Raw genomic sequence first — 22,476 nt, forward strand, 5'->3', positions numbered from 1 at the left:
AAATGGTTACTGCTTGCATGCTTCAACGTCAATGCCAGCAGCGAGTAATTTTTTTTCTCCGTCTTGTTCAATGATTTTTTGTAATTTAGATAAGAAAGAGTCAAAATCTGTATGTTTACCAACTTGGAAAGTCATTTTATGCTCAATTGGTAGCCAAGTATCAATATCAGCTTCGTTATGCTGAATTTTCACTTCAAGTTTATCAAGCGCGTTAGCAACTTTTGCTTCATACGTTTCTTTCGCTTCGAATTCCATCCATAAATCGTATAATTCTTCGCCAAGAGAACCTTCTAGTGTACGTTTAATATTTAAAATAGCCTCTTGTTCATTTTTTTGTTTTTGTAATTGTAATTCACGGCTATTCATCGTATCAAAGGCGGGGATGTCACCAGCTTCTGCTTCAACAAGATCGTGGATTATGACCATTTTAAGTAATTTTTCTATGTTTACTTTTTGATCCAAATAAGGCTCAACTAAGATAGCCATTAAGGACATACGCCAAGTATGTTCTGCAACACTTTCTTGACGTCCGTTTGAAAGCCAACTGTGTCGCATTTCGTATTTTAGTTTTTCTGCTAATGCAATGACCTGTAAAATATTATGTTCCATAGGAATCCTCCTCACATTGCTATATTATAATTCTAGTATAGAAATGAAATGTGTCAATTATATTATTGTATTACGATAAATAGATTGAAAGTGTATAATGAATGTTATATGTAAAAATGAATTATTAAAATAAAAAAATGATGTATGAAAATGTGTATGAGTTAAGAAAAGGTGCAACATTATTAGATAAGATTGGTGATTTCGCTCCAGCATGGGGCGTGATAGGAACGTTAATCGGTCTTATCATTATGCTTCAAAACTTACAAGATACTTCACAAATTGGTACAGGGATGGCGGTTACAATGTTGACGACATTATATGGATCTAGTATTGCAAATATGATTGCAATACCCCTATCTGAAAAAGTGTATCGTGGTATTGAAGATTTGTATACAGAGAAGAAGTTTGTAATAGAAGCAATTTCAGAGCTGTACCGAGGACAAATTCCTTCCAAATTAAAGTTAAAACTCGATACATACGTGTATGAATAAAAGTGTATAATGTGGATGATAAAAGGTTAGCAGCGGTAGGATATGTAGACGCAAAACCAGTAGCGCCAAACGATTCACCACAAAATGGGGAGAAGAACCGCCGCTTTGAAATATATTAAGGAATAATATATTTCTATTTTAGTAATAAAATAATAAAAATACAGAATTCCTTTAAAAAAAACATTAAATTTTATCGTTTTATTTTGTATAATGAGTGAAAATGATAAGGTGAAATAATGTTTGAACATATTCATCTGCTTATTACAGATATTGAAATGCCAAAAATGGATGGACATCATTTAACGAAAATAATTAAAGATAGTGAAGTAATGAAGCAATTACCAGTTATTATTTTCTCTTCATTAATTACAAACGAATTATTCTATAAAGGTGAGACAGTTGGGGCGAATGCTCAAGTGAGTAAGCCAGACATTCAAGAGTTAATTGGTTTAGTTGATAATCTAGTGTTGTAAAAGGTTTTGAAAAGCGTTTTTTAGTTGGAAGAGTCGGCGTAAAATACATTTTTAGCTGAAAAGAGGAACTAGCCGTATAGTACAGGTTAGTTTCTTTTTAGTATGTATAGGTATAAAAAAACAAGCGTCTCTAGAGTGTTTATGACAATACTCTCTTTCAAATATTTATCTGTTCTTATTTAGGGATTATTGATTGGTTTAATTAATAAGTGGTAGGATTTTTTTATTTGAAAATATAAGAGAGTGTATCTCTAGAGTGTGTTAGTAACATTTCGCGATAGCTCAAAAATTTTCGGTGAAATTATATAGGGAATACCATATAATAGAACTAAATGCATTTTATCGATATAACATCGTGTTGGATTTTGTATGATTTACTTAAAAATCTAATCTATTTTTATATACTCTATATACTTTTTAATATGTTGATTATTTGACAGATAATTTCGAAATGCTATAATATGGATATGTAAAAATTGCTATTTTCTTAAAAGACATGGGAGTCAGATGAGAATTGTGAAAGGATGAGGGGGAGTGACACAGAGTATGTATCACCACACAGCAATCAATGTATTAAATCTTTTACAAAACATGTCAAATAATAAAACGAACGATATGAAATTAGAGGCGGAATTTAAAAAAATAGAGAAACAATTCCGAGTAAATTATGAAGAGCTAATTGATTTATATAATAAAATGGTATTATTTCAAATAGATATAGAAAAAAATGGCGGTATGCGAGTTTATGAAAAATCAGGAATTACATGGTTAAAGTCTGAACTAGAATTACTGTATGAAGTATATCAATTTTGTCAGCGTCAAGGCTTAAATATCGCAAATATTTCAAAATATGTTAGTAAAAATGAACTGAATTTATTTCCAAAAACAGAAAGTCAATTACAGAATACGTATTATAAATTAAAAAAACAAGAAATCCCGTTTGAAAATATTGAAAAACAGAAGCCGGGTCGAAAACGAAAATATACACCTGTAAAGGCTACCGTTGTTGAGGCGAAACAAGAAAGAAAGCAGGAAGTAAAAGAAGATTTCCAAAGTGAAGAGGACGAAAAGAATCTCGTAACTGTTATATCTGGTATCGTTGATAATTTTGAGACAATTAGTCAATCCCGTGAAAAGAAAGAGTATGAATTACATCAGTTTATGGAGGGAATCTATAAGCTTTCTAGTATGGCTGCAGAGCGTTCGAAAGAAGAAAAGAATGCTCGAGGTCTTGAAGGTGAGGTACATTCATTACGAACTGAAAATGAAAGGTTAAAAAGAGAGAAGGAAGACCTTGTACATGATATTAAAGAAATGACGCACCATTTAATTCATTTCATCACGGGCTCTGACATCGATCAAATTCGTACGTTGCCTTTCTTCGTAAAAGAGTGTAAACAAGATTTACATAAGCTGGGATTATATAACGCTCAAGACGGAAAGATGAAAATTGTGGTTGATAGTGGCGGTCAGGTTATGACCATATCATAATAAAAATGGATACAAAACAAAAGGGAAATACATATACACTATGTATTTCCCTTTTGTTTTGTATGAAAATGTTCTAAAAAAATATGTATTTTGTAAAAACATTGGTAGTGAAACTGAAATAAATGATGTGTGGTCAACAATAAACCAGATATGGATGTGACTTGGAAAAAGAGGTCATATCATTAGTTTACGGTTTTGATACGGATGAAAAGCACAATCTACCTCTTTTTTTGTTGAAATTATAACAAATAGGGGACAGTAAAGTAACTGTTAAAATATTGTAGCCGCCATTTTTAGGATTTGATTTTGCCTAATAGGAAATTCTAATGTTAGCAAAGTCTTTACCTCATTTTTGTTTTAGAAAGGAGAGAAGCGGATGGAGTCAATATGGCTAGAGTACGCTTGGGCATTATTAATTCTAATTGGATTAGAAGGCTTGTTATCGGCTGACAATGCCCTTGTCCTAGCGGTTATTGCGAAACATTTACCTGAAGAAGAGAAAAAAAGAGCTATAAATTACGGAATCATTATGGCCTTTGTTTTTCGATTTGCAGCTCTATTTGCGATTTCATTTATTGCAAATGTATGGCAAATACAAGCAATAGGAGCAGCCTATCTTCTTTATTTAGGATTGAAGCATGTTATTCAGGCGCAATTCGGCAAAGAAAGTAAAAATATTCATGAGGACGATGAAAAGGAAGCGGCAGGTAAAAGCTACTGGTTCACAGTAGGTAAGATCGCATTAGCGGACCTTGCTTTCGCAATCGATTCAATATTAGCCGCGGTTGCTCTTGCTCTGGGGCTTCCGGATTCACCGCTTGACGATTTCGGAGGTATGGATGGAGGGCAGTTCATTGTTGTACTTCTTGGAGGGATCGCCGGACTTATTTTAATTAAATTTGCTGCAACTTGGTTTGTTGGGCTTCTTGAGAAACGGCCAGCACTGGAAACAACGGCATATGCGATTGTTGCTTGGGTTGGTGTCAAATTAGCTGTAATTACACTGGCTCATGAGGATATTGGTATTTTAGACCATGATTTTCCGCACAGTACAACTTGGACTTTAATCTTCTATAGCGTATTAGTTGCTATCGCACTAATTGGCTGGTTTGCACCGGGAAATAAGTCAGCCAAAAATAATCCCGAAAGGTAATAAAAAGGTCAGAGCATTATGTGCTTTGTCCTTTTTAATGATAATTATATTGTGTATTTTTTGATTTAACGCTATAATTACAGTGTTAAAGATGGAATCGTGATATGACCTGTTATGAATCTATCATTTTATTTATGAATAAATGGATTGGTATTTTAGCAAGATGTGCTAATAAACTACTCCACCATGATGATAACGTGCCAAAAATATGGTGCGTATATTTTCGTGGTGGAGTTTTTTTTATTCTCAAAAAGGGGGAGTAACCATGAACGACAGCATGGTTCATATTACAATTGACGGCAAAGAGTATAGTGCTGAGCCTGGTTCAACTATATTAGGCATTATTAATGAGAACGAAATTGAACATCCACAAATTTGTTACGTGCCGGAAGTGGATCCTATTCAAACGTGTGATACTTGTATTGTAGAAGTGAATGGAAAGCTAGTGCGATCATGTTCTACAGTAGTGACGGACGGTATGGATATTGAGTTGTCCTCTATTAGTGCGAAGGCAGCACAACATGAGGCGATGGACCGTTTACTAGAAAATCATTTGCTTTACTGTACGGTATGTGACAACAATAACGGGAATTGTAAATTGCATAATACGGCAGAATTAATGGAAATTGAGCATCAAAAATATCCTTATGAACCAAAAGTTGATGCAAGCGAAGTTGATATGTCTCATCCATTTTATCGCTATGATCCGAATCAATGTATTGCGTGCGGTCAATGTGTAGAGGTGTGTCAAAACTTACAAGTGAATGAAACGTTATCTATTGATTGGGAGGCAGAGCGCCCTCGTGTTATTTGGGATGAAGGAGTAGATATTAATGATTCTTCCTGTGTAAGCTGCGGTCAATGTGTAACGATTTGTCCTTGTAATGCATTAATGGAGAAATCGATGCTCGGTGAAGCTGGATTTATGACAGGATTAAAACCGGATATTCTTGAGCCTATGGTTGACCTTATTAAAGAGGTTGAACCTGGGTATAGCGGTATTTTCGCTGTGTCAGAAGTAGAAGCTGCAATGCGCGATACCCGTACGAAGAAGACGAAAACAGTATGTACGTTTTGCGGTGTAGGTTGCTCATTTGAAGTGTGGACGAAGGGACGTAAAATTCTGAAAGTACAACCAACTTCTGAAGCGCCGGTTAATGCAATTTCTACTTGTGTAAAAGGAAAATTCGGTTGGGATTTCGTTAATTCTGAAAAACGGATTACGAAACCTTTAATTCGTAAAAATGGAGTGTTCGTTGAATCGACTTGGGAAGAGGCACTTCATGTAGTGGCGAATAAATTGGGCTCTATTAAAGAAGAGTACGGTAAAGGTTCTATCGGCTTTATTTCTTCTTCTAAAATTACGAATGAAGACAACTATGTTATTCAAAAATTAGCACGACAAGTGTTTGAAACGAACAATATTGATAACTGCTCACGTTATTGCCAATCACCAGCGACGGATGGGTTGTTCCGTACAATTGGTATGGGCGGGGATGCAGGAACGATTAAAGATATTGCGCAATCAGGTCTTGTTATTATTGTCGGTTGTAATCCGACAGAAGGTCATCCTGTGTTAGCGACTCGTGTGAAACGTGCACATAAACTTCACGGTCAAAAGCTAATTGTTGCAGATCTTCGTAAAACTGAAATGGCAGAGCGTTCAGATATCTTTATTAGTCCAAAGCAAGGAACAGACCAAGTATGGTTAATGGCTGTTACGAAATATATGATTGATCAAGGTTGGCATGATGAGCAGTTCATCGACGAGAATGTAAACTTCTTTGAAGATTTCAAAGATAGTCTTAAAGAATATACGCTTGAATATGCAGAAGCGATTACAGGTATTTCAAAAGAAACGCTCGTTAAAATGGCAGAAATGATTCGTGATGCAGATGGTACGTGTATTCTTTGGGGTATGGGTGTAACGCAAAATACGGGTGGTTCAGATACTTCCGCTGCGATTTCAAACTTACTTCTTGCAACAGGAAATTATCGTCGCCCAGGTGCTGGTGCATATCCACTTCGTGGTCATAATAACGTACAAGGTGCTTGTGATATGGGAACTCTTCCAGGCTGGCTACCAGGATATCAACACGTTACTAACGATGTAGAACGTGCGAAATTTGAAATAGCTTACGGAGTAAAAATTGATAATAAACCAGGTCTTAATAACATTGAAATGCTTCACGCAATTGATGAAGGGAAAATGAAAGCTATGTATCTTATTGGAGAGGATATGGCTCTTGTAGACTCTAACGCAAATCACGTACATGAAGTGTTATCAAGTCTTGAATTTTTTGTCGTTCAAGATGTGTTCCTTTCTAAAACAGCTCAATACGCTGATGTCGTATTACCAGCAGCACCATCTCTTGAAAAAGAAGGTACGTTTACAAATACAGAACGTCGTGTACAAAGATTATATCAAGTACTGCCGGCGCTAGATGAGGCGAAACCAGACTGGTGGATCGTGCAGGCAATTGCTAATAAATTAGGTGCAAATTGGAATTATAATCATCCAAGTGAAATCTTTGCCGAAATGGCAAGCTTATCACCATTATTTGCACATGCAAACTATGAGGTGCTTGAAGGATGGAACAGTTTCCATTGGGGAAGTTTTGACGGAACGAATACACCGCTCCTTTTCCAAGATGGATTTAACTTCCCAGACAAAAAAGCTCGTTTTGCGATCGCTGATTGGGTGCGTCCTGCTGAATTCCCAGAAGAATACGATCTTCACATTAATAACGGTCGTATGCTTGAACATTTCCATGAAGGGAACATGACAAATAAATCAACTGGTATTCAATCGAAAGTACCAGGTGTTTTCGTTGAAGTTTCTCCAGAACTTGCACTAGAACGTGGAGTGAAAACTGGTTCGTTAGTACGCCTTGTTTCTCCATTCGGAGCACTTAAATTACGTGTACTTGTAACGGATCGTGTAAAAGCGAATGAGCTGTATTTACCGATGAGCTCGACAGATAATGAAACGGCGATTAATTTCTTAACTGGTCCGGCGGTCGATCAACGTACAAATACGCCTGCATATAAACAAACGAAAGTGCGTATGGAGGTGTTACAAGTAGAAGGTGAAAATCCTATGCCAAAAACGAACCCACGTAATAAAAAACGTCATCCTCAAAACGGCATTGAGGTAAATCGCAAATGGGCTCGTCCAGGATACGTACATTTAACGGATAAAGTGAAACTTTAATCAGTGGAGAGGTCTTCATCCCCCACTGATTATTAGCCCTCACCAATAGGGCTTTTACGGGCAGCCCAACCCCCACCTAACTCTTTGCTTTCGCTGAATTTTGAGGTAGGGGTCTTACTGTCCGCAAATAGCGGGATAACTAGGGAGGAAAAAAGAATATGGCAGCACCTATTCAAGCGATCCAGAAGCAGGAGCTAACTGAGGAAGAACTCAAACAACAAAAACTCGAAGATTTAAAAGAACTTTTAGCGAATAATGAAGAAGCGTTAAATCAAATGTTTAATATAGTAGGTGAACTGAATGACATTGGGATGCTGGAAGCTGCAAATTCTATGCTGAAAGCGAAAGAACCAATCGCAAAAATCGTTCTAGGCCAAGTCACTCGTGAACCAGTTACAAATTTAATTAATAATATGATGGGCGCTGCAGGAGCTTTAACAGAACTTGATCCGGAACTTACGAAAAAGCTTATAGGTAGTGTATTAACAGGTATGGATGAAGGAAACCAGCATTTGCAAAATAATAAAAAAGTAGGAATATTAGACCTTATGAAAGTACTGAGAGATCCAGATATTAATCGTGCTATCGGATTTGGTCTGCATTTCTTAAAAGGTATGGGTAAAGGGTTAAAAGAAGAATAGATAAGCAACAATAATAGTATTTCATATGTTGCTTGCGTACTTGAGATAAGTGTACAATATGATCCATTTCGTCTCATTATTAAATAGTTTAGACGAAGTGGTCATTTTGTTAAAATAGTTGTGATGGAATAATTGGGGAGGAATGAGAGTATGTCAAAAATGGTACATGAATTTAATGATATGATCCGAAAGCTTCGAAAAGAGTTATTCGGGAAAGGGCCGGAACGAATTCATACTGTATTTACTGAAAATATGGCGATTGCCACATTGTATGGGAATTTGACACCTACAGAGAAATTTATTTCGGGAACTATGGATGGTGCGGAAATGGTTCATATGGCTCGAACAAAAATGATTCAAGAAGTGTATGCGGCTAATCCTCATGAACATTTAGAAGAACTTGTTGGTGCGAAGTTAGTTCATCTGTTTTCTGATATGAAAGTAGATGAAGATATTGCAGTTTCGGTGTTTGTCTTTGATAAAAATATAACGTGAGAGAAGGATGCTCATCGTGAAATCGATTCAAGTGGAACGGGAAATTTTTAAATATGAGCAAGGGGAATTTAAACATATAGAGGACAGCATTGTAACAGAGTTTCCTGTTACGATTAAAATTAACGGCCAGGAATTTGTTACAATGGTTAGTACTCCAGAGTATATTGAAGATATGGTAATTGGCTTTTTGGCCTCTGAAGGCATTATCCGAAAGTATGAAGATATTGATGAAATATGGGTGCAAGAAAAAGAAGGCTATGTACATGTGAAAACGACGAAAACAAATCCTTATTATCGTGATGTGCAAAATAAACGTTATATTACTTCGTGCTGTGGAATGAGTAGACAAGGGTTTGTTTTCGCAAACGATGCGCTGACTGCGAAAGAAATGAATGATATTCGCGTAAAAATCTCTGCCGAGGATTGTTTTCGGTTAATGAATGATATGCAACAATCTGCGTCTACGTTTCAACATACAGGCGGCGTTCATAATGCAGCTTTATGTGATGTGAGTGGAATTGTTTTAAGCCGCATGGATATAGGAAGACATAACGCTTTAGATAAAATTTACGGATATTGTTTAAAAAATAACATTTCGATTGGTGATAAAGTTATTGTTTTTAGTGGACGTATCTCTTCTGAAATCCTATTAAAAGTTGCGAAAATTGGCTGTGAAGTAATATTGTCAAAGTCAGCTCCAACTGAGTTAGCACTAGAGCTAGCAGAGAAGTTAGGGATTACTACAATAGGCTTCATTCGTAATAAATCTTTTAATGTATATACGCATCCAGAACGGGTTGTAAATATAAAATAAGTAGAAACGAGGCAATAATCATGAAATCTGTCACATTAGACAAATTAGATCGTCCTTTAAAGGATTTACGTATTTCTGTTACTGATCGCTGTAATTTTCGCTGTCGATATTGTATGCCAGAAGAAATGTTTGGTCGTGATTATTCTTTTTTGTCTAATGATAAAATTTTATCTTTTGATGAAATTGAAAGGATTACACGTATTTTCGTTTCTTTAGGTGTAAGAAAGTTACGTATTACTGGAGGAGAGCCTTTACTTCGAAAAGACTTACCTGAACTCATACAGCGGTTAAACGAAATTGAAGGAGTAGAGGATATCGGTTTAACGACAAATGGATCATTACTTAAAAAGTTTGCTCCTGATTTATATAAGGCCGGTTTATCTCGCGTGACAGTTAGTTTAGATTCTTTAAATGAAGAGCGTTTCTCTTATTTAAATGGAAATAGAAGTAAAGTAAAAACAGTTCTTGCAGGAATACAGGCTGCAGCGGAAGTAGGAATGAAAATTAAAATGAACATGGTTGTTCAAAAAGGGAAAAATGAGCAAGATATCGTTCAGATGGCAGAGTATTTTAAAGAGAATAAGCATATTTTACGATTTATTGAATATATGGATGTCGGAAATTATAACGGTTGGGAATTAGGCGAAGTAGTTTCTAAGCAAGAAATACTAAAGATGATTAATGAAGTTATGCCGCTTGAACGTATTGAAGCGAACTATCCTGGTGAAGTTGCGACACGTTATCGCTATATCGGTAGTAATGAAGAAATAGGAATTATTTCATCTGTAACAGATTCGTTCTGTTCATCATGTACAAGAGCGCGTATTTCCGCAGAAGGAAAATTGTATACATGTTTGTTTGCTTCAAAGGGAAACGATCTTAAAGAATTACTTCGCTTTGGATATACGGATGAAGAGCTTACTAATATCATTCGTGACATTTGGAATAATCGTTCAGACCGTTATTCAGATGAACGGTTAAGCAATACGAATAACAGAACAATGCCGAAAATTGAAATGTCGCATATTGGTGGTTGAGAAACTACTATGAATGTAGATTCTCTTTGTTAACGTAAATAATGGAAAGTGTGCAAGCTTTGCAGATTTTCTATGATTATAGTAAAAATGATGATTGATATTTCTGTAAGAGATATGCAGAGAGATTAAGCAGCATTCAAAAATCCTTACGATGTTAAGGGTTTTTGGTGCTGCTTTTTTTAGATGAGAAAAATGGAGGAATTGGTTATGGCATTTCATAAACCGGAACAAATTGCTGCGCTTGTGATTGAATCCGGTGTTCAAAAGGTAAGGCAACCGCTATCCGCTATGCTTATTCTTGGTTTTTTAGGAGGAGCATTCATTTCGTTAGGATTTTTACTTAATATTCGTGTTCTAGGTAATGTACCGGAGCAATGGGGAAGTTTAGTCAATTTTATAGGAGGAGCGGTTTTTCCTATTGGACTTATGCTCGTTGTTTTAGCGGGAGGAGAATTGATTACGGGAAATATGATGTCGATGTCCATGGCACTTTATGCACGGAAAATTTCATTGAAACATGTGTTAAACAATTGGGCTTGGATTACTTTAACTAATTTCGTAGGTGCGCTTTTCGTTGCGTATTGTTTCGGGCATCTTGGCGGGCTTACAGAGGGAGCGTATTTAAATAAGACGATAGCGATAGCTCAAGATAAGTTACATGAATCTTTCGGGAGAACGTTAATATTAGCAATTGGTTGTAACTGGCTTGTTTGCCTTGCAATTTGGTTAGCTTACGGAACGAACGATTTAATTGGGAAGATTGTTGGAATTTGGATTCCGATTATGGCCTTTGTCGTAATTGGATTTCAGCAAGTAGTAGCGAATATGTTTGTCATTTCAGCAGTAATTTTTGCGGGGCACCTTACGTGGATGGATCTTGCTAAAAACTTTGTTCCTGTCTTTATCGGAAATGTAATTGGCGGAGCTGGATTTGTTGGATTCGCTTATTTTTCTTGTTATCAGAAACAAAGTGTTATCGAGAAAGATGTGTTGAAAAAATGATCGAATAGGAAGCAAATTTTTCACATGAAAGGAAGGCTATCTCATGATAGAGCGATATTCACGTCAACAGCTGTTCAATCCTATTGGGAGTGAAGGACAAGAGAAAATTAGAAATAAGCATGTGTTGATAGTCGGGGCAGGTGCATTAGGAAGTGCAAGTGCTGAAAGCTTCGTACGTGTAGGTATCGGGAAATTAACGATTATTGATCGTGATTACGTAGAATGGAGTAATTTACAGCGGCAACAGCTTTATGCTGAACAAGATGCGATAGAAAAGTTACCAAAAGTAATAGCGGCACAGAATCGTCTCCAACAAATTAATTCAGAAGTACAAATTCAAGCTCTTGTAATGGATGCAAGAGTAGATAATATGGAAGCTTTATTGGACGGTGTCAATGTCATTATTGATGCAACAGATAATTTTGATATTCGCTTTGTAATCAATGACTTAGCACAAAAATATAATATTCCTTGGATTTACGGTTCTTGTGTCGGATCGTATGGCATGAGCTATACAATTATTCCAAAGAAAACGCCGTGCTTACATTGTGTGTTGAAAAGTGTTCCTGTTACAGGAGCGACGTGTGATACGGTTGGAATTATTAGTCCAGCTGTTCAAATCGTTGCAGCGTACCAAGTGGCGGAAGCTTTCAAAATTTTAGTAGAAGATTACGAAGCAATTAGAAAAACTTTTTTAATGTTTGATATATGGAGTAATCAACATCACTCAATCAAACTAGGGAAAATAAAAACGGAAAACTGTCCTTCGTGCGGAACAAATAGAACTTATCCTTATTTATCATACGAAAATCAAACGAAGGCAGCTGTTTTATGCGGAAGAAATACAGTTCAAATTAGACCAGCGCATAATAGACATTACAACTTTGATGAGTTAGAAAAAGTATTAAAAAACCACGGGAAAGTTGATCAGAATCCGTATTTGCTCTCTTGCCAATTAGAAGAGTATCGCATCGTCATTTTTCATGATGGTCGTGTATTTATTCATGGCACGAATGAAATTCAAAAAGCGAAACAAATATACTATCGGTTATTAGGATAATAGAGAGGGATTGATAATGATGGAAAGAAGAGTGCTAATTACAGTTGAAGAGGCTGTTCGTAAAGTGATGTCATTTGCTAATTGTGGTGTAAAAGAACTAGTACCACTGGAATTAGCATACGGGCGTACGTTAGCAGACGATGTAGTAGCGGATCACGATGTGCCTTCTTTCGATCGCTCGCCATATGATGGATTTGCTATTAGGGCAGAAGATACTTCGCGAGCAAGTCGTAAGAATCCAATCGTATTTGAAGTCATCGGTGAAATTGGAGCAGGTTCCGTATTTCCTAAAGAAGTAGGAGCGTTTCAAGCAGTTCGAATTATGACAGGGGCACAAATTCCGAAAGGATGTAACGCAGTTGTCATGCTAGAACTGACTCGTCATCGTCAATATGAGAATATCGGAAAAAGCTATATGGAAGTGAGGCGCTCATTTAAAGAAGGGGACAATATATCCTTTCAAGGTGAAGATATTCAGAAAGGAACCGTTCTCGCAAAAAGAGGTAGTTACATTAATCCGGGTATTTCAGCTCTTCTTGCTACATTCGGTTATAGCGAAGTGCCAGTAGCGAAAAAGCCTGTAATTGGACTATTAGCGACTGGGAGTGAACTTCTCGATGTAAATGAAGAACTACAACCCGGAAAAATCCGAAATAGTAATACGTATATGATATCGTCTCAAATTCGAAGAGCAGGTGGAAGAGTAAAATACTTTGGGAAGTTTAGTGACGATTCTAATACGTGCTACGAAGCAGTGAAAAGAGCATTAAGCGAAGTTGATATGCTAATTACAACTGGTGGTGTTTCGGTAGGTGACTATGACTATTTACCAGCGATATACGAAAAGTTAGGCGCGTCAGTTCTTTTTAATAAAGTAGCCATGCGGCCGGGTAGCGTCACAACAGTAGCGCAATTAAACGGGAAATTGTTATTCGGATTATCAGGTAATCCATCTGCTTGTTACGTAGGTTTTGAGTTATTTGTAAAACCTAGCATTCGTACGTATATGTTTAGCGAAAAACCATATGTAAAACGAGAAAAAGCAATGCTCGGAGAAGATTTTCTAAAACCGAATCCATTTACAAGATTTGTACGAGGTAAGCAGAAGTATAACGAAGGACAACTAATCGCTTATCCATCAGGCTTTGATAAATCTAGTTCCGTTTCTTCATTAGCAGAATCAAACATTTTTATCGTCCTACAAGGCGGAACGAGAGGATATAAGAAAGGGATGTTTGTAGACATTCTTTTATTAGAAGATGACGAAGGTAGTGAATGGCCTTGGACATTCCGTAAAGTGGGGAGAGGTTTTGATGGGACAAGCACGATTTGAAATTGTAGATAATCCGATTGTAGTTCAAGAAGTAACGGATAAAGTAGCAAGACGAGAAGCAGGAGCAATTACAACTTTTATTGGAACGGTTAGAGAATTAACGAAAGGAAAACGAACGTTACATCTTGAGTATGAAGCATATAAACCGATGGCAGTAAAAAAGCTTACTGAAATTGGAGAAGAAATTAAGAAACAGTGGCCGGATGCAAAAATAGCAATCACGCACCGAGTAGGGCGATTAGAAATAATGGATATTGCAGTTGTCATTGCAGTATCGTCACCGCATCGTAAAGCAGCGTACGATGCGAATGAATACGCAATTGAACGTATAAAGAGAATCGTCCCAATTTGGAAAAAAGAATTTTGGGAAGATGGAACGGAGTGGATTGGAGATCAGCTTGAAAATACTCCGTATCCAGAAGGAAAACCAAAGAAAGAAGAATGAGAGAATGATAACAATTTTACTGTTCGCAAATTTACGAGAAGAAGTCGGCTCAGAGAGATTAGCAATAATAGAAAAACGAGAGATGAATGTTTATCAATTGAAAAAATGGCTGAAAGATAACTATCAATTACAGACGCTAGAAAAAGTTATGGTAGCAATTAATGAAGAATTTGTAGCGGACGAAGATATTGTAAAAGCCGGAGATACTGTCGCGTTTATCCCGCCTGTAAGCGGAGGGTAATTTTTTATTCGAGCATTAAATCTTTCATACGTTAAGGAGGATCATTATGAGTGAATTTTCACACTGGAATGAAGAAGGAAGAGCTAAAATGGTTGATATCTCTCAAAAAGATATTTCAACACGTACAGCTGTTGCACAAAGTACAATTTCTTTATCAAATGAACTATTTGAAGCAATTCAAAGTGGTGGATTGAAAAAAGGAGACCCGCTCCAAGTAGCGCAAGTGGCTGGCATAATCGGTGCTAAAAAAACATCGGATATTATCCCTATGTGTCACCCAATATTAATCCAAGGAACAGACTTTACGTTCCATTATGAAAAGAAAACCGATGGCTATGAGTTAATCATACGAGCGACAGTAAAATGTAGTGGGAAAACAGGTGTAGAAATGGAAGCATTAACTGCCGTATCGATTGCCGCCCTTACTTTTTACGATATGTGCAAAGCTGTTGATAAAACGATGGTTATGAAAGAAACATATTTAGTTCAAAAAACGGGTGGGAAAAGCGGAGACTTTTTTCACAAGGTAAAATAATTACAATGGAAGGAATGTGTATGATGATTACTCACGAACAGATTATGAACGCTTTAAGCGATGTAGAAGATCCAGAATTACACAAAAGTATTGTGGAATTAAACATGGTAAGGAATATACAAATTGATGGTACAGAAGTTGGGCTAGAAGTAGTTTTAACAATTCAAGGCTGTCCGTTGAAAGCAAAAATACAACAAGATATTGAAGACTCACTTCGAAACGTTGGGGCATCAAAAGTTTCCGTAACATTTGGCTCAATGACACCGGAAGAACGAGCGTCATTAACAGCGTCTTTAAAGAAAGAAGCTAGAACAGAAACAGGAATGCCTAGTATGCTTCGACCTGATTCAGGTGTGCGTTTTATTACTGTAACGAGCGGAAAAGGAGGAGTTGGTAAATCAACTGTGACGATTAACCTTGCTACTACTTTAGCTCGTATGGGAAAGAAGGTTGGGATTTTAGATGCAGACATATATGGATTTAGCATCCCTGCTATGATGGAAACGAATGAAAAGCCAACAATGATCGATCAAACAGCAATTCCAGTCGTAAGTCACGGTGTTAAAATTATGTCGATGGGATTCTTTACAGATGGTAATAACCCAGTAATGTGGCGAGGACCGATGTTAAACAAATGGATTCAAAACTTCCTTGCGAACACGCACTGGGGAGAACTAGACTATCTTCTTCTCGATTTACCACCTGGAACAGGAGACGTTGCGATAGATGTGGCTGCGATGATTCCGCAAGCGAAGGAAATTATCGTTACAACTCCTCATAGTGTAGCTTCATTTGTCGCTTCTAGAGTAGGAGTAATGGCAAAACATACGAAACACGATATTTTAGGTATCGTTGAAAACATGGCATATTACGAAGAACAAGACGGCTCAAGAAACTATCTCTTCGGAAAAGGCGGCGGTGAAACGTTAGCAGAACAACTGCAAGCAGAAGTAATCGCCCAAATACCGTTTGCGAAGCGTGAAGAAAATAAAGGCTCATGTGTATATGATGAAGACTCACTTGTTGGGGAGATCTTTACTTCTTTAGCTGAGGATATTATTTATTATGAGGACTAGTATATAAAATAAGAGGAGAGATACATAGTGTATGTGTATCTTTCTTTTATCTTTTATGAATTACTTACGGCTGTAGTAAATTAGAAATGTTTTGTGAAACTACATTAAGAACAATTAAATGCGTATTCTTTCTTAGGACTGCCAAATATGCTCTTTTATAAATTGATGTAGTCATTGTTTTAAAGTTATTAAAAGGGTACGAAAATAAAAATGGAATTTTTACTACAGAGGGGGAAAGTAGGGACTGCCTGCTTCTATGCATGGATGTATTTTCTACCTAAGCGATAAAATGGAATTTATCGCTCTTTATCTGTATATAAAGAAAAAAGAACTTCTCTATAAATAGAGAGGTTCTTTCATGAAACTAACTCAAATGGTTTATTGTAATAATTTAGAAACCATTTGAGGAGTTTGGTTTGCTTGAGAATGCATACTAATACCAGCTTCGTTCAAGATTTTGAACTTAGTCATTTCAGACATTTCTTTCGCCATGTCAGCGTCTTCAATTTGAGAAGCAGAAGATGCCATGTTAGAAGCTTGGTTATTTAAGCTTTCTACGTTAAAGTCTAAACGATTTAATGTAGCACCTAAATCAGCACGGCTACCTGCGATAGATGCGATCATGCCATCGATAGCTTTAATTGCTTCGTTAGCATTATTGATAGCAGCAGTATCACCTTCAGTACCAGCTGTTCCATCAGCGCCTGCGTTTGTTGCTGAGATAGAAATTTGGCTAAGTTTCTTACTATTACCTTCTAAATTAGCGCTGGTAACATTTGCTAGTGTGATATCGATAGTGCCGTTAATAGCAGGTTTTGGAGTTTCAATACCCCCTTCATCAGATGTACCCTCATCAGCTAATGCTGGAGCTGAAGTTGCTGCTTGTCCATCATCATAACTATGAATTTTAACAGATCCATTATCACCATTTAATAATGTTTTTCCGTTAAATTGAGTGTTAGTTGCAATGTAATCAATTTGATCTCTTAATGCAGAAAATTCTTTTTCTAGTGCACCACGGTTTTCGTTTGTGTTTGTACCGTTGGCAGATTGAACTGCTAGGTCACGCATACGAAGTAAGATGTTTGATACAGAGTTCATTGCTGAATCAGCTGTACGAATCATAGAAATACCGTCTTGTGTATTACGAGATGCAACACCTAATCCGTTTTCTTTTGCGCGCATACGAGTTGCGATAGCAAGTCCTGCTGCATCGTCAGCTGCACTGTTAATACGTTTACCGCTTGATAAGCGATTCATAGAAACGTTCATTTTGTCTTGGTTTTGGCGCATGTATTCTTGCGTACGCATGCTATTAATGTTTGTATTAATTCTCATGGTAAGAACCCCCATTTTTTATATTGATTTTTCTGTTAATTTAAAAATTCAAATATTCGAAAAAATCTATTTCAAATTCATTGTAAGTCCTGCTATATCAAGTGTCAACTGAAAATTTGAATTAATAAATATAAAAAAATAAAATTTTAACAATTTAGTTGTTTTTTTATTACAAAGGATTATTGCAAATTTTTTAAAAAAACTCTAATATTATATTATCTTTATTTATCGAAAAGGTGATGTTATGGTAGTTGGAAATATTGTAAAAGAAGTTCTTGTGTATAAAAAAGGACTAATTCAGCAAAAGTTAAGTAGTCCGCAGGCGTTCGTTAGTAGTCGTTTTCAAGATCAATTGCAGAGTGAACCTGCGAAGGAGACGAAGGTTACTCCACAAGCGGAAAAAGTAGAGGCTATGAACCAGTCGGTACAATCTACGAAAATAGAAACGGTTGTTAATAAGCCGATAGAGCCTATTAAAGCAGAGGAAACGAGTAAGCTTGAGGAGACGGAGAAAGCTGAAACGAAGAAAGTGGATGAAGTGCAAATCGCACAAAAAGAGTTTAAGCGACGTTTCTCAGAAACGAAAAATGAGTCTGCTGATACGTGGAGATTAACGAAAAAGTATAATATTCAAAATATACGTTATTCAAATGAAGGTAAGTATGAGGATATTATTGATCGCGCTAGTCGTACATATGGAATTCCGAAAACGTTAATTCAAAAAATGATTGAAGTAGAGTCTAATTTTAATCCGAAAACGGTGTCACATGCAGGAGCGATGGGGCTGATGCAGCTTATGCCAGCAAATGTGAAAGAGATGGGTATAAAAAATCCATTTTCACCAGCTGAAAGTATTGACGGTGGTGTGAAAGAGTTAAGCGGTTATTTAAAGAAAAATAACGGTGATCTCATACTAGCACTTGCTTCTTATAATGCTGGTCCTGGTAATGTGAGAAAGTACGGAGGCGTACCACCATTTAAGGAAACGCAAGGATATATAAAGAAAATATTGAATATAGACGTTTCGAAATAAGAAATTTCATTTATATAAAGTGAAACTTTAATCAGTGTTTTGTTCATCCACCACTGATTATTAGCCTTCACCAATCGGGCTTTTATGGGCAGTGGATCCCCCACCTAACTTCTTTGCTTTCGCTGAATTTTGGGGGAGGGGTCTTACTGCCCGCAAATAGCGGGATAAATAGAGAATATGAAATGTTCGTGAACATGATATGGGAGTTGGCTAGATTTGAAATTACAAGATGATATTCCGTTAACGATTTATTTTGAAATTGGAAATACGAAAAAGAAAATTGAAGATCTGCTTCATATTACGAAAGGTACATTGTATCGTCTTGAAAATTCAACGAAAAATACGGTGCTTATTATGCTTGAGAATGAAGATATTGGAACCGGAAAGATTTTGACGAAGAATGGAAAAATGTACGTTGAAATTGTTGAATTGAAAAGGTAGGGAAGGGGATTTTCATGAGTGGCGATAAATTAAGCCAAGAGCAAATTGATGCCCTGCTGAAGGCGGTAAATGAAGGCGAGGAAATGCCAGCTTTCGCACAAGAAGCAGGGAAACAAGATAAATTTCAAGAGTACGATTTTAATAGACCGGAGAAGTTTGGTGTTGAGCATTTACGTAGTTTGCAAGCGATTGCGTCGACTTTTGGAAAACAGACGTCACAGACGTTTTCAGCTCGTATGCGTATTCCGATTGAACTAGAGCCGTCGACTGTTGAGCAAGTTCCGTTTACGAGTGAGTATGTGGAGAAAATGCCGAAAGATTACTATTTATATTGCGTTATTGATCTCGGCCTTCCAGAGCTTGGAGAAATCGTAATTGAAATTGATTTAGCGTTCGTTATTTATATTCATGAATGCTGGCTTGGCGGGGATAGTAAGCGTAATTTTACGATGCGTCGACCGTTAACTGCGTTTGAGTTTTTAACGCTTGATAATATCTTTGCTCTTCTTTGTAAAAATTTACAACAATCATTTGAAAGCGTTGTTGCGATAAAGCCGAAATTTGTAACGACGGAGACAGACCCAAATGCGCTGAAGATTACAACAGCGAGCGATATTATTTCATTACTGAACGTAAATATGAAAACAGATTTTTGGAATACGACCGTTCGTATCGGGATTCCATTCTTATCTGTTGAAGAAATTATGGATAAGTTAACGTCTGAAAATATTGTCGAAAATTCTTCGGATAAGCGTAAAAAGTATACATCTGAAGTAGAAGTGAAAGTAAATCAAGTGTATAAGCCTGTACACGTTGCGATTGGTGAGCAGAAGATGACAATGGGCGAGATTGAGCAAATTGAAGAAGGTGATATAATTCCGCTCCATACGAAAGTAACAGACCAACTACGTGGTTATGTAGATGGAAAACATAAATTTAATTGTTTTATCGGGAAAGATGGAACGCGTAAGGCGCTCCTATTTAAAAGTTTTATAGAGTAGGAGGATCCATATGAAACATGAAGTATTTCCTGTGTCACTAATGGGGTTGGAAGAATTTGCAAGGGATCGAAATGAAGCGGGGAAGGCACATATTGATACCGTTTCAGATATTTCGATTGAACTTGGAGTGAAACTGGGGAAGTCATCTATTGCGCTTGGTGATGTGAAGCAATTAAAAGTTGGCGATGTTCTTGAAGTAGAGAAAAACTTAGGACATAAAGTAGATGTATATTTAAGCGACATGAAAGTCGGTATTGGTGAAGCGACAGTAATGGATGAGAAGTTCGGCATTATTATTTCTGAAATTGAAGCTGACAAGAAACATGCAGCGCTTATGAAGATGCAAAATTAAATGCAGGATAAAGAGTAGAGGAGGAGTCATATGTCGTATATGACGACCTTATTTCAAGTCGTTTTACTGTTTGGTGCGCTCGGCTACGGTGCGTATTATATGACGAAAAAGACGCGCAAACAGCAGTTTTTTAAGCAAGGTGAAAATGGCCATATTCAAGTGAAAGACGGCGTTTTTTTAAATCATCAAACGAGTGCCTTTTTGTTTGAAGTGGACGGGAAGCAAGTGTTTACTGTTATAAGTAATAACGGTGTACAATCTGTGCAATTAACAGGGACAGGAAATCAGTTTCAACAAGCACTAGAAGACGCGGTGAAGAGTGAAACGAAAAAAGTAGAGGATCCATCATGAAAATAAAGAAACAGTTATCGTTATTTGTCGTTATTTTCGCATTTTCTATTATTTTTTCATTTGTTTTTGTAAATCCAGCGTATGCAGCCCCGAACGGTTTTATTAATTTCGAAAATGGAAAAGAGTTTACGAGTAATTCAAGTGTACAGTTATTTGCACTCGTTACCCTTCTATCATTATTTTCTTCTATCGTTCTTTTATTTACGCATTTTACTTATTTTATGATCGTTCTTGGGATTACTCGTCAAGGACTTGGGGTTATGAATTTACCACCAAACCAAGTGCTTGTTGGACTCGCTTTATTTTTATCACTATTTACGATGCAACCGGTGTTAGGTCAGTTAAAGAGTGATGTGTGGGACCCAATGACGAAAGAAAAAATAACAGTAAGTCAAGCTGCGGAGACGACAGCTCCGATTATGAAAGATTACATGGCGAAGCATACATATAAGCATGATTTAAAAATGATGCTGAAAGTACGCGGTGAAGAGTTGCCGAAAGATTTGAAAGATCTTTCATTATTTACGCTCGTACCATCCTTTACGCTAACGCAAATTCAAAAAGGGTTACTTACAGGGATGTTCATTTATTTAGCATTTGTCTTTATTGATTTAATTATTAGTACACTTTTAATGTACCTTGGGATGATGATGGTACCGCCGATGATTTTAAGTTTACCATTTAAAATACTCGTTTTCGTATATTTAGGTGGATATACAAAAATCGTCGATATTATGTTTAAAACGGTCGCCTGAAGCGTTTGATGCTATGTGATAGGAGTCATATAAATGAATACGTCACCAATTATAGATATTTTTCAAACCTTTTTTTATAAAGGGGTTATGATTTTGATGCCGGTTGCCGGCGTAAGTATGATTGTCGTTATTATTATCGCTGTCATTATGGCGATGATGCAAATTCAAGAACAAACGCTGACGTTTTTACCGAAAATGGCGAGTATTGTACTCGTTATTATCATTTTAGGTCCGTGGATGTTTCAAGAGTTAACGACGCTTATTTTAGATTTATTTGATAAAATTCCATCGCTATTGCGTTCGTACTAAGATAGGTGAATTGAAATGAATATGGAATTATGGGCGGCGACGTTTTTTGCGTTTTGCCGCATTACTTCATTTTTATATTTTTTACCGTTTTTCTCAGGGCGATCAATTCCGGCGATGGCAAAGGTTACATTTGGACTCGCTCTTTCGATTACAGTAGCAGATCAAGTTGATGTCTCGCACATAAAGACAGTTTGGGATGTAGCTGCTTATGCAGGAACGCAAATTATAATTGGATTATCACTTTCCAAAATTGTTGAGATGCTGTGGAGCATTCCGAAAATGGCAGGACATATTTTGGACTTTGATATCGGTTTATCACAGGCGAGTTTGTTTGATGTGAATGCAGGATCGCAGTCTACTTTACTATCAACAATTTTTGATATATTTTTTCTCATTATTTTTATTTCACTTGGCGGTATTAACTATTTCGTTGCCACGATTTTAAAGTCGTTTCAATATACAGAGGCGATTTCAAAATTGTTGACGACTAGTTTTTTAGATAGTCTAATCGCAACGTTATTATTTGCGATTACATCAGCGGTCGAAATTGCTTTGCCGCTTATGGGCAGCTTATTCATTATTAATTTTGTTCTTATTTTAATCGCAAAAAACGCTCCGCAATTAAATGTTTTTATGAATGCATACGTGATTAAAATTACGTGTGGTATTTTATTTATTGCGATGAGTGTACCGATGCTCGGTTATGTGTTTAAAAATATGACAGATGTATTGCTTGAGGAATATACGAAACTATTTAACTTTTTCTTAACAAAGTAGGGGGACGCG

24 protein-coding genes and 4 pseudogenes are annotated in these 22,476 nt (G+C 36.7%); 26 read left to right on the forward strand and 2 right to left on the reverse strand.

Annotation, left to right across the window (positions count from 1 at the left end; translation table 11 throughout):
• Nucleotides 1-6: 6 nt before the first annotated feature.
• Nucleotides 7-609, reverse strand: coding sequence for an HD domain-containing protein (locus BAQ49_RS08685; RefSeq protein WP_000400778.1), 603 nt, complete (start codon nucleotides 607-609; stop codon nucleotides 7-9).
• A gap of 152 nt (nucleotides 610-761) precedes the next feature.
• On the opposite strand from BAQ49_RS08685, the pseudogene BAQ49_RS08690 reads away from it, so the two are divergent.
• The 18 genes and pseudogenes from BAQ49_RS08690 to BAQ49_RS08775 all read left to right on the forward strand — a co-directional run.
• A pseudogene (locus tag BAQ49_RS08690) lies at nucleotides 762-1,100 on the forward strand (MotA/TolQ/ExbB proton channel family protein); the annotation flags it as partial.
• Nucleotides 1,097-1,219 (forward strand): annotated as a pseudogene (locus BAQ49_RS08695) (OmpA family protein); the annotation flags it as partial. The pseudogenes BAQ49_RS08690 and BAQ49_RS08695, both read left to right, overlap by 4 nt.
• Nucleotides 1,220-1,327: 108 nt before the next feature.
• Nucleotides 1,328-1,573: pseudogene (locus BAQ49_RS08700) on the forward strand (response regulator); the annotation flags it as partial.
• A gap of 546 nt (nucleotides 1,574-2,119) precedes the next feature.
• Nucleotides 2,120-3,064 (forward strand): DNA-binding domain-containing protein, encoded by a 945-nt coding sequence (locus BAQ49_RS08705; RefSeq protein ID WP_071744990.1) that lies wholly within the window; start codon nucleotides 2,120-2,122, stop codon nucleotides 3,062-3,064.
• Nucleotides 3,065-3,440: 376 nt separating this feature from the next.
• A complete protein-coding gene (locus BAQ49_RS08710) occupies nucleotides 3,441-4,217 on the forward strand; it encodes a TerC family protein (protein ID WP_071744991.1) in 777 nt (258 codons plus the stop codon).
• Between the two features lie 104 nt (nucleotides 4,218-4,321).
• A pseudogene (locus tag BAQ49_RS34220) lies at nucleotides 4,322-4,514 on the forward strand (hypothetical protein).
• Complete coding sequence (fdhF, locus tag BAQ49_RS08720) at nucleotides 4,483-7,431, forward strand: formate dehydrogenase subunit alpha (RefSeq protein ID WP_071744992.1); 2,949 nt, start codon at nucleotides 4,483-4,485, stop codon at nucleotides 7,429-7,431. Before BAQ49_RS34220 ends, fdhF begins: the two are co-directional and overlap by 32 nt.
• A 158-nt stretch (nucleotides 7,432-7,589) precedes the next feature.
• Entirely contained in the window at nucleotides 7,590-8,072 is a 483-nt protein-coding gene (locus BAQ49_RS08725) for a helical membrane plugin domain-containing protein (RefSeq protein ID WP_071744993.1), read from the forward strand.
• Between the two features lie 150 nt (nucleotides 8,073-8,222).
• Nucleotides 8,223-8,567 (forward strand): Na-translocating system protein MpsC family protein, encoded by a 345-nt coding sequence (locus BAQ49_RS08730; protein WP_000041502.1) that lies wholly within the window; start codon nucleotides 8,223-8,225, stop codon nucleotides 8,565-8,567.
• Nucleotides 8,568-8,583: 16 nt separating this feature from the next.
• Nucleotides 8,584-9,381 carry a formate dehydrogenase accessory sulfurtransferase FdhD gene (gene fdhD, locus BAQ49_RS08735; RefSeq protein ID WP_071744994.1) on the forward strand — a complete coding sequence of 266 codons (798 nt, stop codon included), beginning with the start codon at nucleotides 8,584-8,586 and terminating at the stop codon, nucleotides 9,379-9,381.
• Between the two features lie 20 nt (nucleotides 9,382-9,401).
• Nucleotides 9,402-10,418, forward strand: a complete 1,017-nt coding sequence (moaA, locus tag BAQ49_RS08740) for a GTP 3',8-cyclase MoaA (RefSeq protein ID WP_071744995.1) — start codon at nucleotides 9,402-9,404, stop codon at nucleotides 10,416-10,418.
• A 207-nt stretch (nucleotides 10,419-10,625) separates the two neighbouring features.
• Nucleotides 10,626-11,420: a formate channel gene (locus tag BAQ49_RS08745; RefSeq protein ID WP_063217900.1), complete on the forward strand. Its 795-nt coding sequence runs from the start codon at nucleotides 10,626-10,628 to the stop codon at nucleotides 11,418-11,420.
• Between the two features lie 43 nt (nucleotides 11,421-11,463).
• Nucleotides 11,464-12,480: a molybdopterin-synthase adenylyltransferase MoeB gene (locus tag BAQ49_RS08750; RefSeq protein ID WP_071744996.1), complete on the forward strand. Its 1,017-nt coding sequence runs from the start codon at nucleotides 11,464-11,466 to the stop codon at nucleotides 12,478-12,480.
• A 19-nt stretch (nucleotides 12,481-12,499) separates the two neighbouring features.
• Complete coding sequence (locus BAQ49_RS08755) at nucleotides 12,500-13,813, forward strand: molybdopterin molybdotransferase MoeA (RefSeq protein WP_071745137.1); 1,314 nt, start codon at nucleotides 12,500-12,502, stop codon at nucleotides 13,811-13,813.
• Nucleotides 13,794-14,258 carry a molybdenum cofactor biosynthesis protein MoaE gene (locus BAQ49_RS08760; RefSeq protein WP_071744997.1) on the forward strand — a complete coding sequence of 155 codons (465 nt, stop codon included), beginning with the start codon at nucleotides 13,794-13,796 and terminating at the stop codon, nucleotides 14,256-14,258. The genes BAQ49_RS08755 and BAQ49_RS08760 overlap by 20 nt, the downstream gene beginning before the upstream one ends.
• A 4-nt stretch (nucleotides 14,259-14,262) precedes the next feature.
• Nucleotides 14,263-14,499, forward strand: a complete 237-nt coding sequence (gene moaD / locus BAQ49_RS08765) for a molybdopterin converting factor subunit 1 (RefSeq protein ID WP_071744998.1) — start codon at nucleotides 14,263-14,265, stop codon at nucleotides 14,497-14,499.
• Between the two features lie 46 nt (nucleotides 14,500-14,545).
• Nucleotides 14,546-15,034: a cyclic pyranopterin monophosphate synthase MoaC gene (gene moaC / locus BAQ49_RS08770; RefSeq protein ID WP_071744999.1), complete on the forward strand. Its 489-nt coding sequence runs from the start codon at nucleotides 14,546-14,548 to the stop codon at nucleotides 15,032-15,034.
• A 20-nt stretch (nucleotides 15,035-15,054) separates the two neighbouring features.
• Complete coding sequence (locus BAQ49_RS08775; RefSeq protein WP_116733442.1) at nucleotides 15,055-16,110, forward strand: P-loop NTPase; 1,056 nt, start codon at nucleotides 15,055-15,057, stop codon at nucleotides 16,108-16,110.
• A 378-nt stretch (nucleotides 16,111-16,488) separates the two neighbouring features.
• Here BAQ49_RS08775 and BAQ49_RS08780 read toward each other — a convergent pair whose 3' ends face one another.
• Nucleotides 16,489-17,448, reverse strand: coding sequence for a flagellin N-terminal helical domain-containing protein (locus BAQ49_RS08780; RefSeq protein ID WP_071745000.1), 960 nt, complete (start codon nucleotides 17,446-17,448; stop codon nucleotides 16,489-16,491).
• A 244-nt stretch (nucleotides 17,449-17,692) separates the two neighbouring features.
• Here BAQ49_RS08780 and BAQ49_RS08785 point away from each other — a divergent pair, with 244 nt between their 5' ends.
• The 8 genes from BAQ49_RS08785 (at nucleotide 17,693) to BAQ49_RS08820 (ending at nucleotide 22,467) form a co-directional block, all read left to right on the forward strand.
• Nucleotides 17,693-18,481, forward strand: coding sequence for a lytic transglycosylase domain-containing protein (locus BAQ49_RS08785; protein WP_071745001.1), 789 nt, complete (start codon nucleotides 17,693-17,695; stop codon nucleotides 18,479-18,481).
• A 216-nt stretch (nucleotides 18,482-18,697) separates the two neighbouring features.
• Nucleotides 18,698-18,922, forward strand: coding sequence for a flagellar motor switch protein FliN (locus tag BAQ49_RS08790; protein WP_071745002.1), 225 nt, complete (start codon nucleotides 18,698-18,700; stop codon nucleotides 18,920-18,922).
• A gap of 14 nt (nucleotides 18,923-18,936) precedes the next feature.
• A complete protein-coding gene (gene fliM / locus BAQ49_RS08795) occupies nucleotides 18,937-19,923 on the forward strand; it encodes a flagellar motor switch protein FliM (protein ID WP_071745003.1) in 987 nt (328 codons plus the stop codon).
• A gap of 10 nt (nucleotides 19,924-19,933) precedes the next feature.
• Entirely contained in the window at nucleotides 19,934-20,275 is a 342-nt protein-coding gene (fliN, locus tag BAQ49_RS08800) for a flagellar motor switch protein FliN (RefSeq protein ID WP_071745004.1), read from the forward strand.
• 30 nt (nucleotides 20,276-20,305) lie between these two features.
• Nucleotides 20,306-20,626 (forward strand): hypothetical protein, encoded by a 321-nt coding sequence (locus BAQ49_RS08805; RefSeq protein WP_000121171.1) that lies wholly within the window; start codon nucleotides 20,306-20,308, stop codon nucleotides 20,624-20,626.
• On the forward strand, nucleotides 20,623-21,381 hold the full coding sequence (locus BAQ49_RS08810; RefSeq protein WP_071745005.1) for a flagellar type III secretion system pore protein FliP: 759 nt from the start codon (nucleotides 20,623-20,625) through the stop codon (nucleotides 21,379-21,381). The genes BAQ49_RS08805 and BAQ49_RS08810 overlap by 4 nt, the downstream gene beginning before the upstream one ends.
• A 33-nt stretch (nucleotides 21,382-21,414) precedes the next feature.
• Nucleotides 21,415-21,690: a flagellar biosynthetic protein FliQ gene (locus BAQ49_RS08815; protein WP_001098085.1), complete on the forward strand. Its 276-nt coding sequence runs from the start codon at nucleotides 21,415-21,417 to the stop codon at nucleotides 21,688-21,690.
• A 15-nt stretch (nucleotides 21,691-21,705) separates the two neighbouring features.
• Nucleotides 21,706-22,467 carry a flagellar biosynthetic protein FliR gene (locus BAQ49_RS08820; RefSeq protein WP_071745006.1) on the forward strand — a complete coding sequence of 254 codons (762 nt, stop codon included), beginning with the start codon at nucleotides 21,706-21,708 and terminating at the stop codon, nucleotides 22,465-22,467.
• Nucleotides 22,468-22,476 lie beyond the last annotated feature (9 nt).

Source organism: Bacillus proteolyticus, assembly GCF_001884065.1.
GTDB classification, from domain to species: domain Bacteria; phylum Bacillota; class Bacilli; order Bacillales; family Bacillaceae_G; genus Bacillus_A; species Bacillus_A proteolyticus.

Bases quoted from the DNA above. Each gene is read 5' to 3' on its own strand.
- fliM (WP_071745003.1), top strand. From the start codon at position 18,937: ATGAGTGGCGATAAATTAAGCCAAGAGCAAATTGATGCCCTGCTGAAG.
- BAQ49_RS08725 (WP_071744993.1), top strand. From the start codon at position 7,590: ATGGCAGCACCTATTCAAGCGATCCAGAAGCAGGAGCTAACTGAGGAA.
- moaD (WP_071744998.1), top strand. From the start codon at position 14,263: ATGATAACAATTTTACTGTTCGCAAATTTACGAGAAGAAGTCGGCTCA.
- BAQ49_RS08705 (WP_071744990.1), top strand. From the start codon at position 2,120: ATGTATCACCACACAGCAATCAATGTATTAAATCTTTTACAAAACATG.
- BAQ49_RS08760 (WP_071744997.1), top strand. From the start codon at position 13,794: ATGGGACAAGCACGATTTGAAATTGTAGATAATCCGATTGTAGTTCAA.
- BAQ49_RS08810 (WP_071745005.1), top strand. From the start codon at position 20,623: ATGAAAATAAAGAAACAGTTATCGTTATTTGTCGTTATTTTCGCATTT.
- BAQ49_RS08785 (WP_071745001.1), top strand. From the start codon at position 17,693: ATGGTAGTTGGAAATATTGTAAAAGAAGTTCTTGTGTATAAAAAAGGA.
- BAQ49_RS08710 (WP_071744991.1), top strand. From the start codon at position 3,441: ATGGAGTCAATATGGCTAGAGTACGCTTGGGCATTATTAATTCTAATT.
- BAQ49_RS08820 (WP_071745006.1), top strand. From the start codon at position 21,706: ATGAATATGGAATTATGGGCGGCGACGTTTTTTGCGTTTTGCCGCATT.
- BAQ49_RS08780 (WP_071745000.1), bottom strand. From the start codon at position 17,448: ATGAGAATTAATACAAACATTAATAGCATGCGTACGCAAGAATACATG.
- fdhF (WP_071744992.1), top strand. From the start codon at position 4,483: ATGAACGACAGCATGGTTCATATTACAATTGACGGCAAAGAGTATAGT.
- BAQ49_RS08775 (WP_116733442.1), top strand. From the start codon at position 15,055: ATGATGATTACTCACGAACAGATTATGAACGCTTTAAGCGATGTAGAA.
- BAQ49_RS08750 (WP_071744996.1), top strand. From the start codon at position 11,464: ATGATAGAGCGATATTCACGTCAACAGCTGTTCAATCCTATTGGGAGT.
- moaA (WP_071744995.1), top strand. From the start codon at position 9,402: ATGAAATCTGTCACATTAGACAAATTAGATCGTCCTTTAAAGGATTTA.
- BAQ49_RS08745 (WP_063217900.1), top strand. From the start codon at position 10,626: ATGGCATTTCATAAACCGGAACAAATTGCTGCGCTTGTGATTGAATCC.
- moaC (WP_071744999.1), top strand. From the start codon at position 14,546: ATGAGTGAATTTTCACACTGGAATGAAGAAGGAAGAGCTAAAATGGTT.
- BAQ49_RS08755 (WP_071745137.1), top strand. From the start codon at position 12,500: ATGGAAAGAAGAGTGCTAATTACAGTTGAAGAGGCTGTTCGTAAAGTG.
- BAQ49_RS08805 (WP_000121171.1), top strand. From the start codon at position 20,306: ATGTCGTATATGACGACCTTATTTCAAGTCGTTTTACTGTTTGGTGCG.
- BAQ49_RS08815 (WP_001098085.1), top strand. From the start codon at position 21,415: ATGAATACGTCACCAATTATAGATATTTTTCAAACCTTTTTTTATAAA.
- BAQ49_RS08685 (WP_000400778.1), bottom strand. From the start codon at position 609: ATGGAACATAATATTTTACAGGTCATTGCATTAGCAGAAAAACTAAAA.
- fliN (WP_071745004.1), top strand. From the start codon at position 19,934: ATGAAACATGAAGTATTTCCTGTGTCACTAATGGGGTTGGAAGAATTT.
- BAQ49_RS08730 (WP_000041502.1), top strand. From the start codon at position 8,223: ATGTCAAAAATGGTACATGAATTTAATGATATGATCCGAAAGCTTCGA.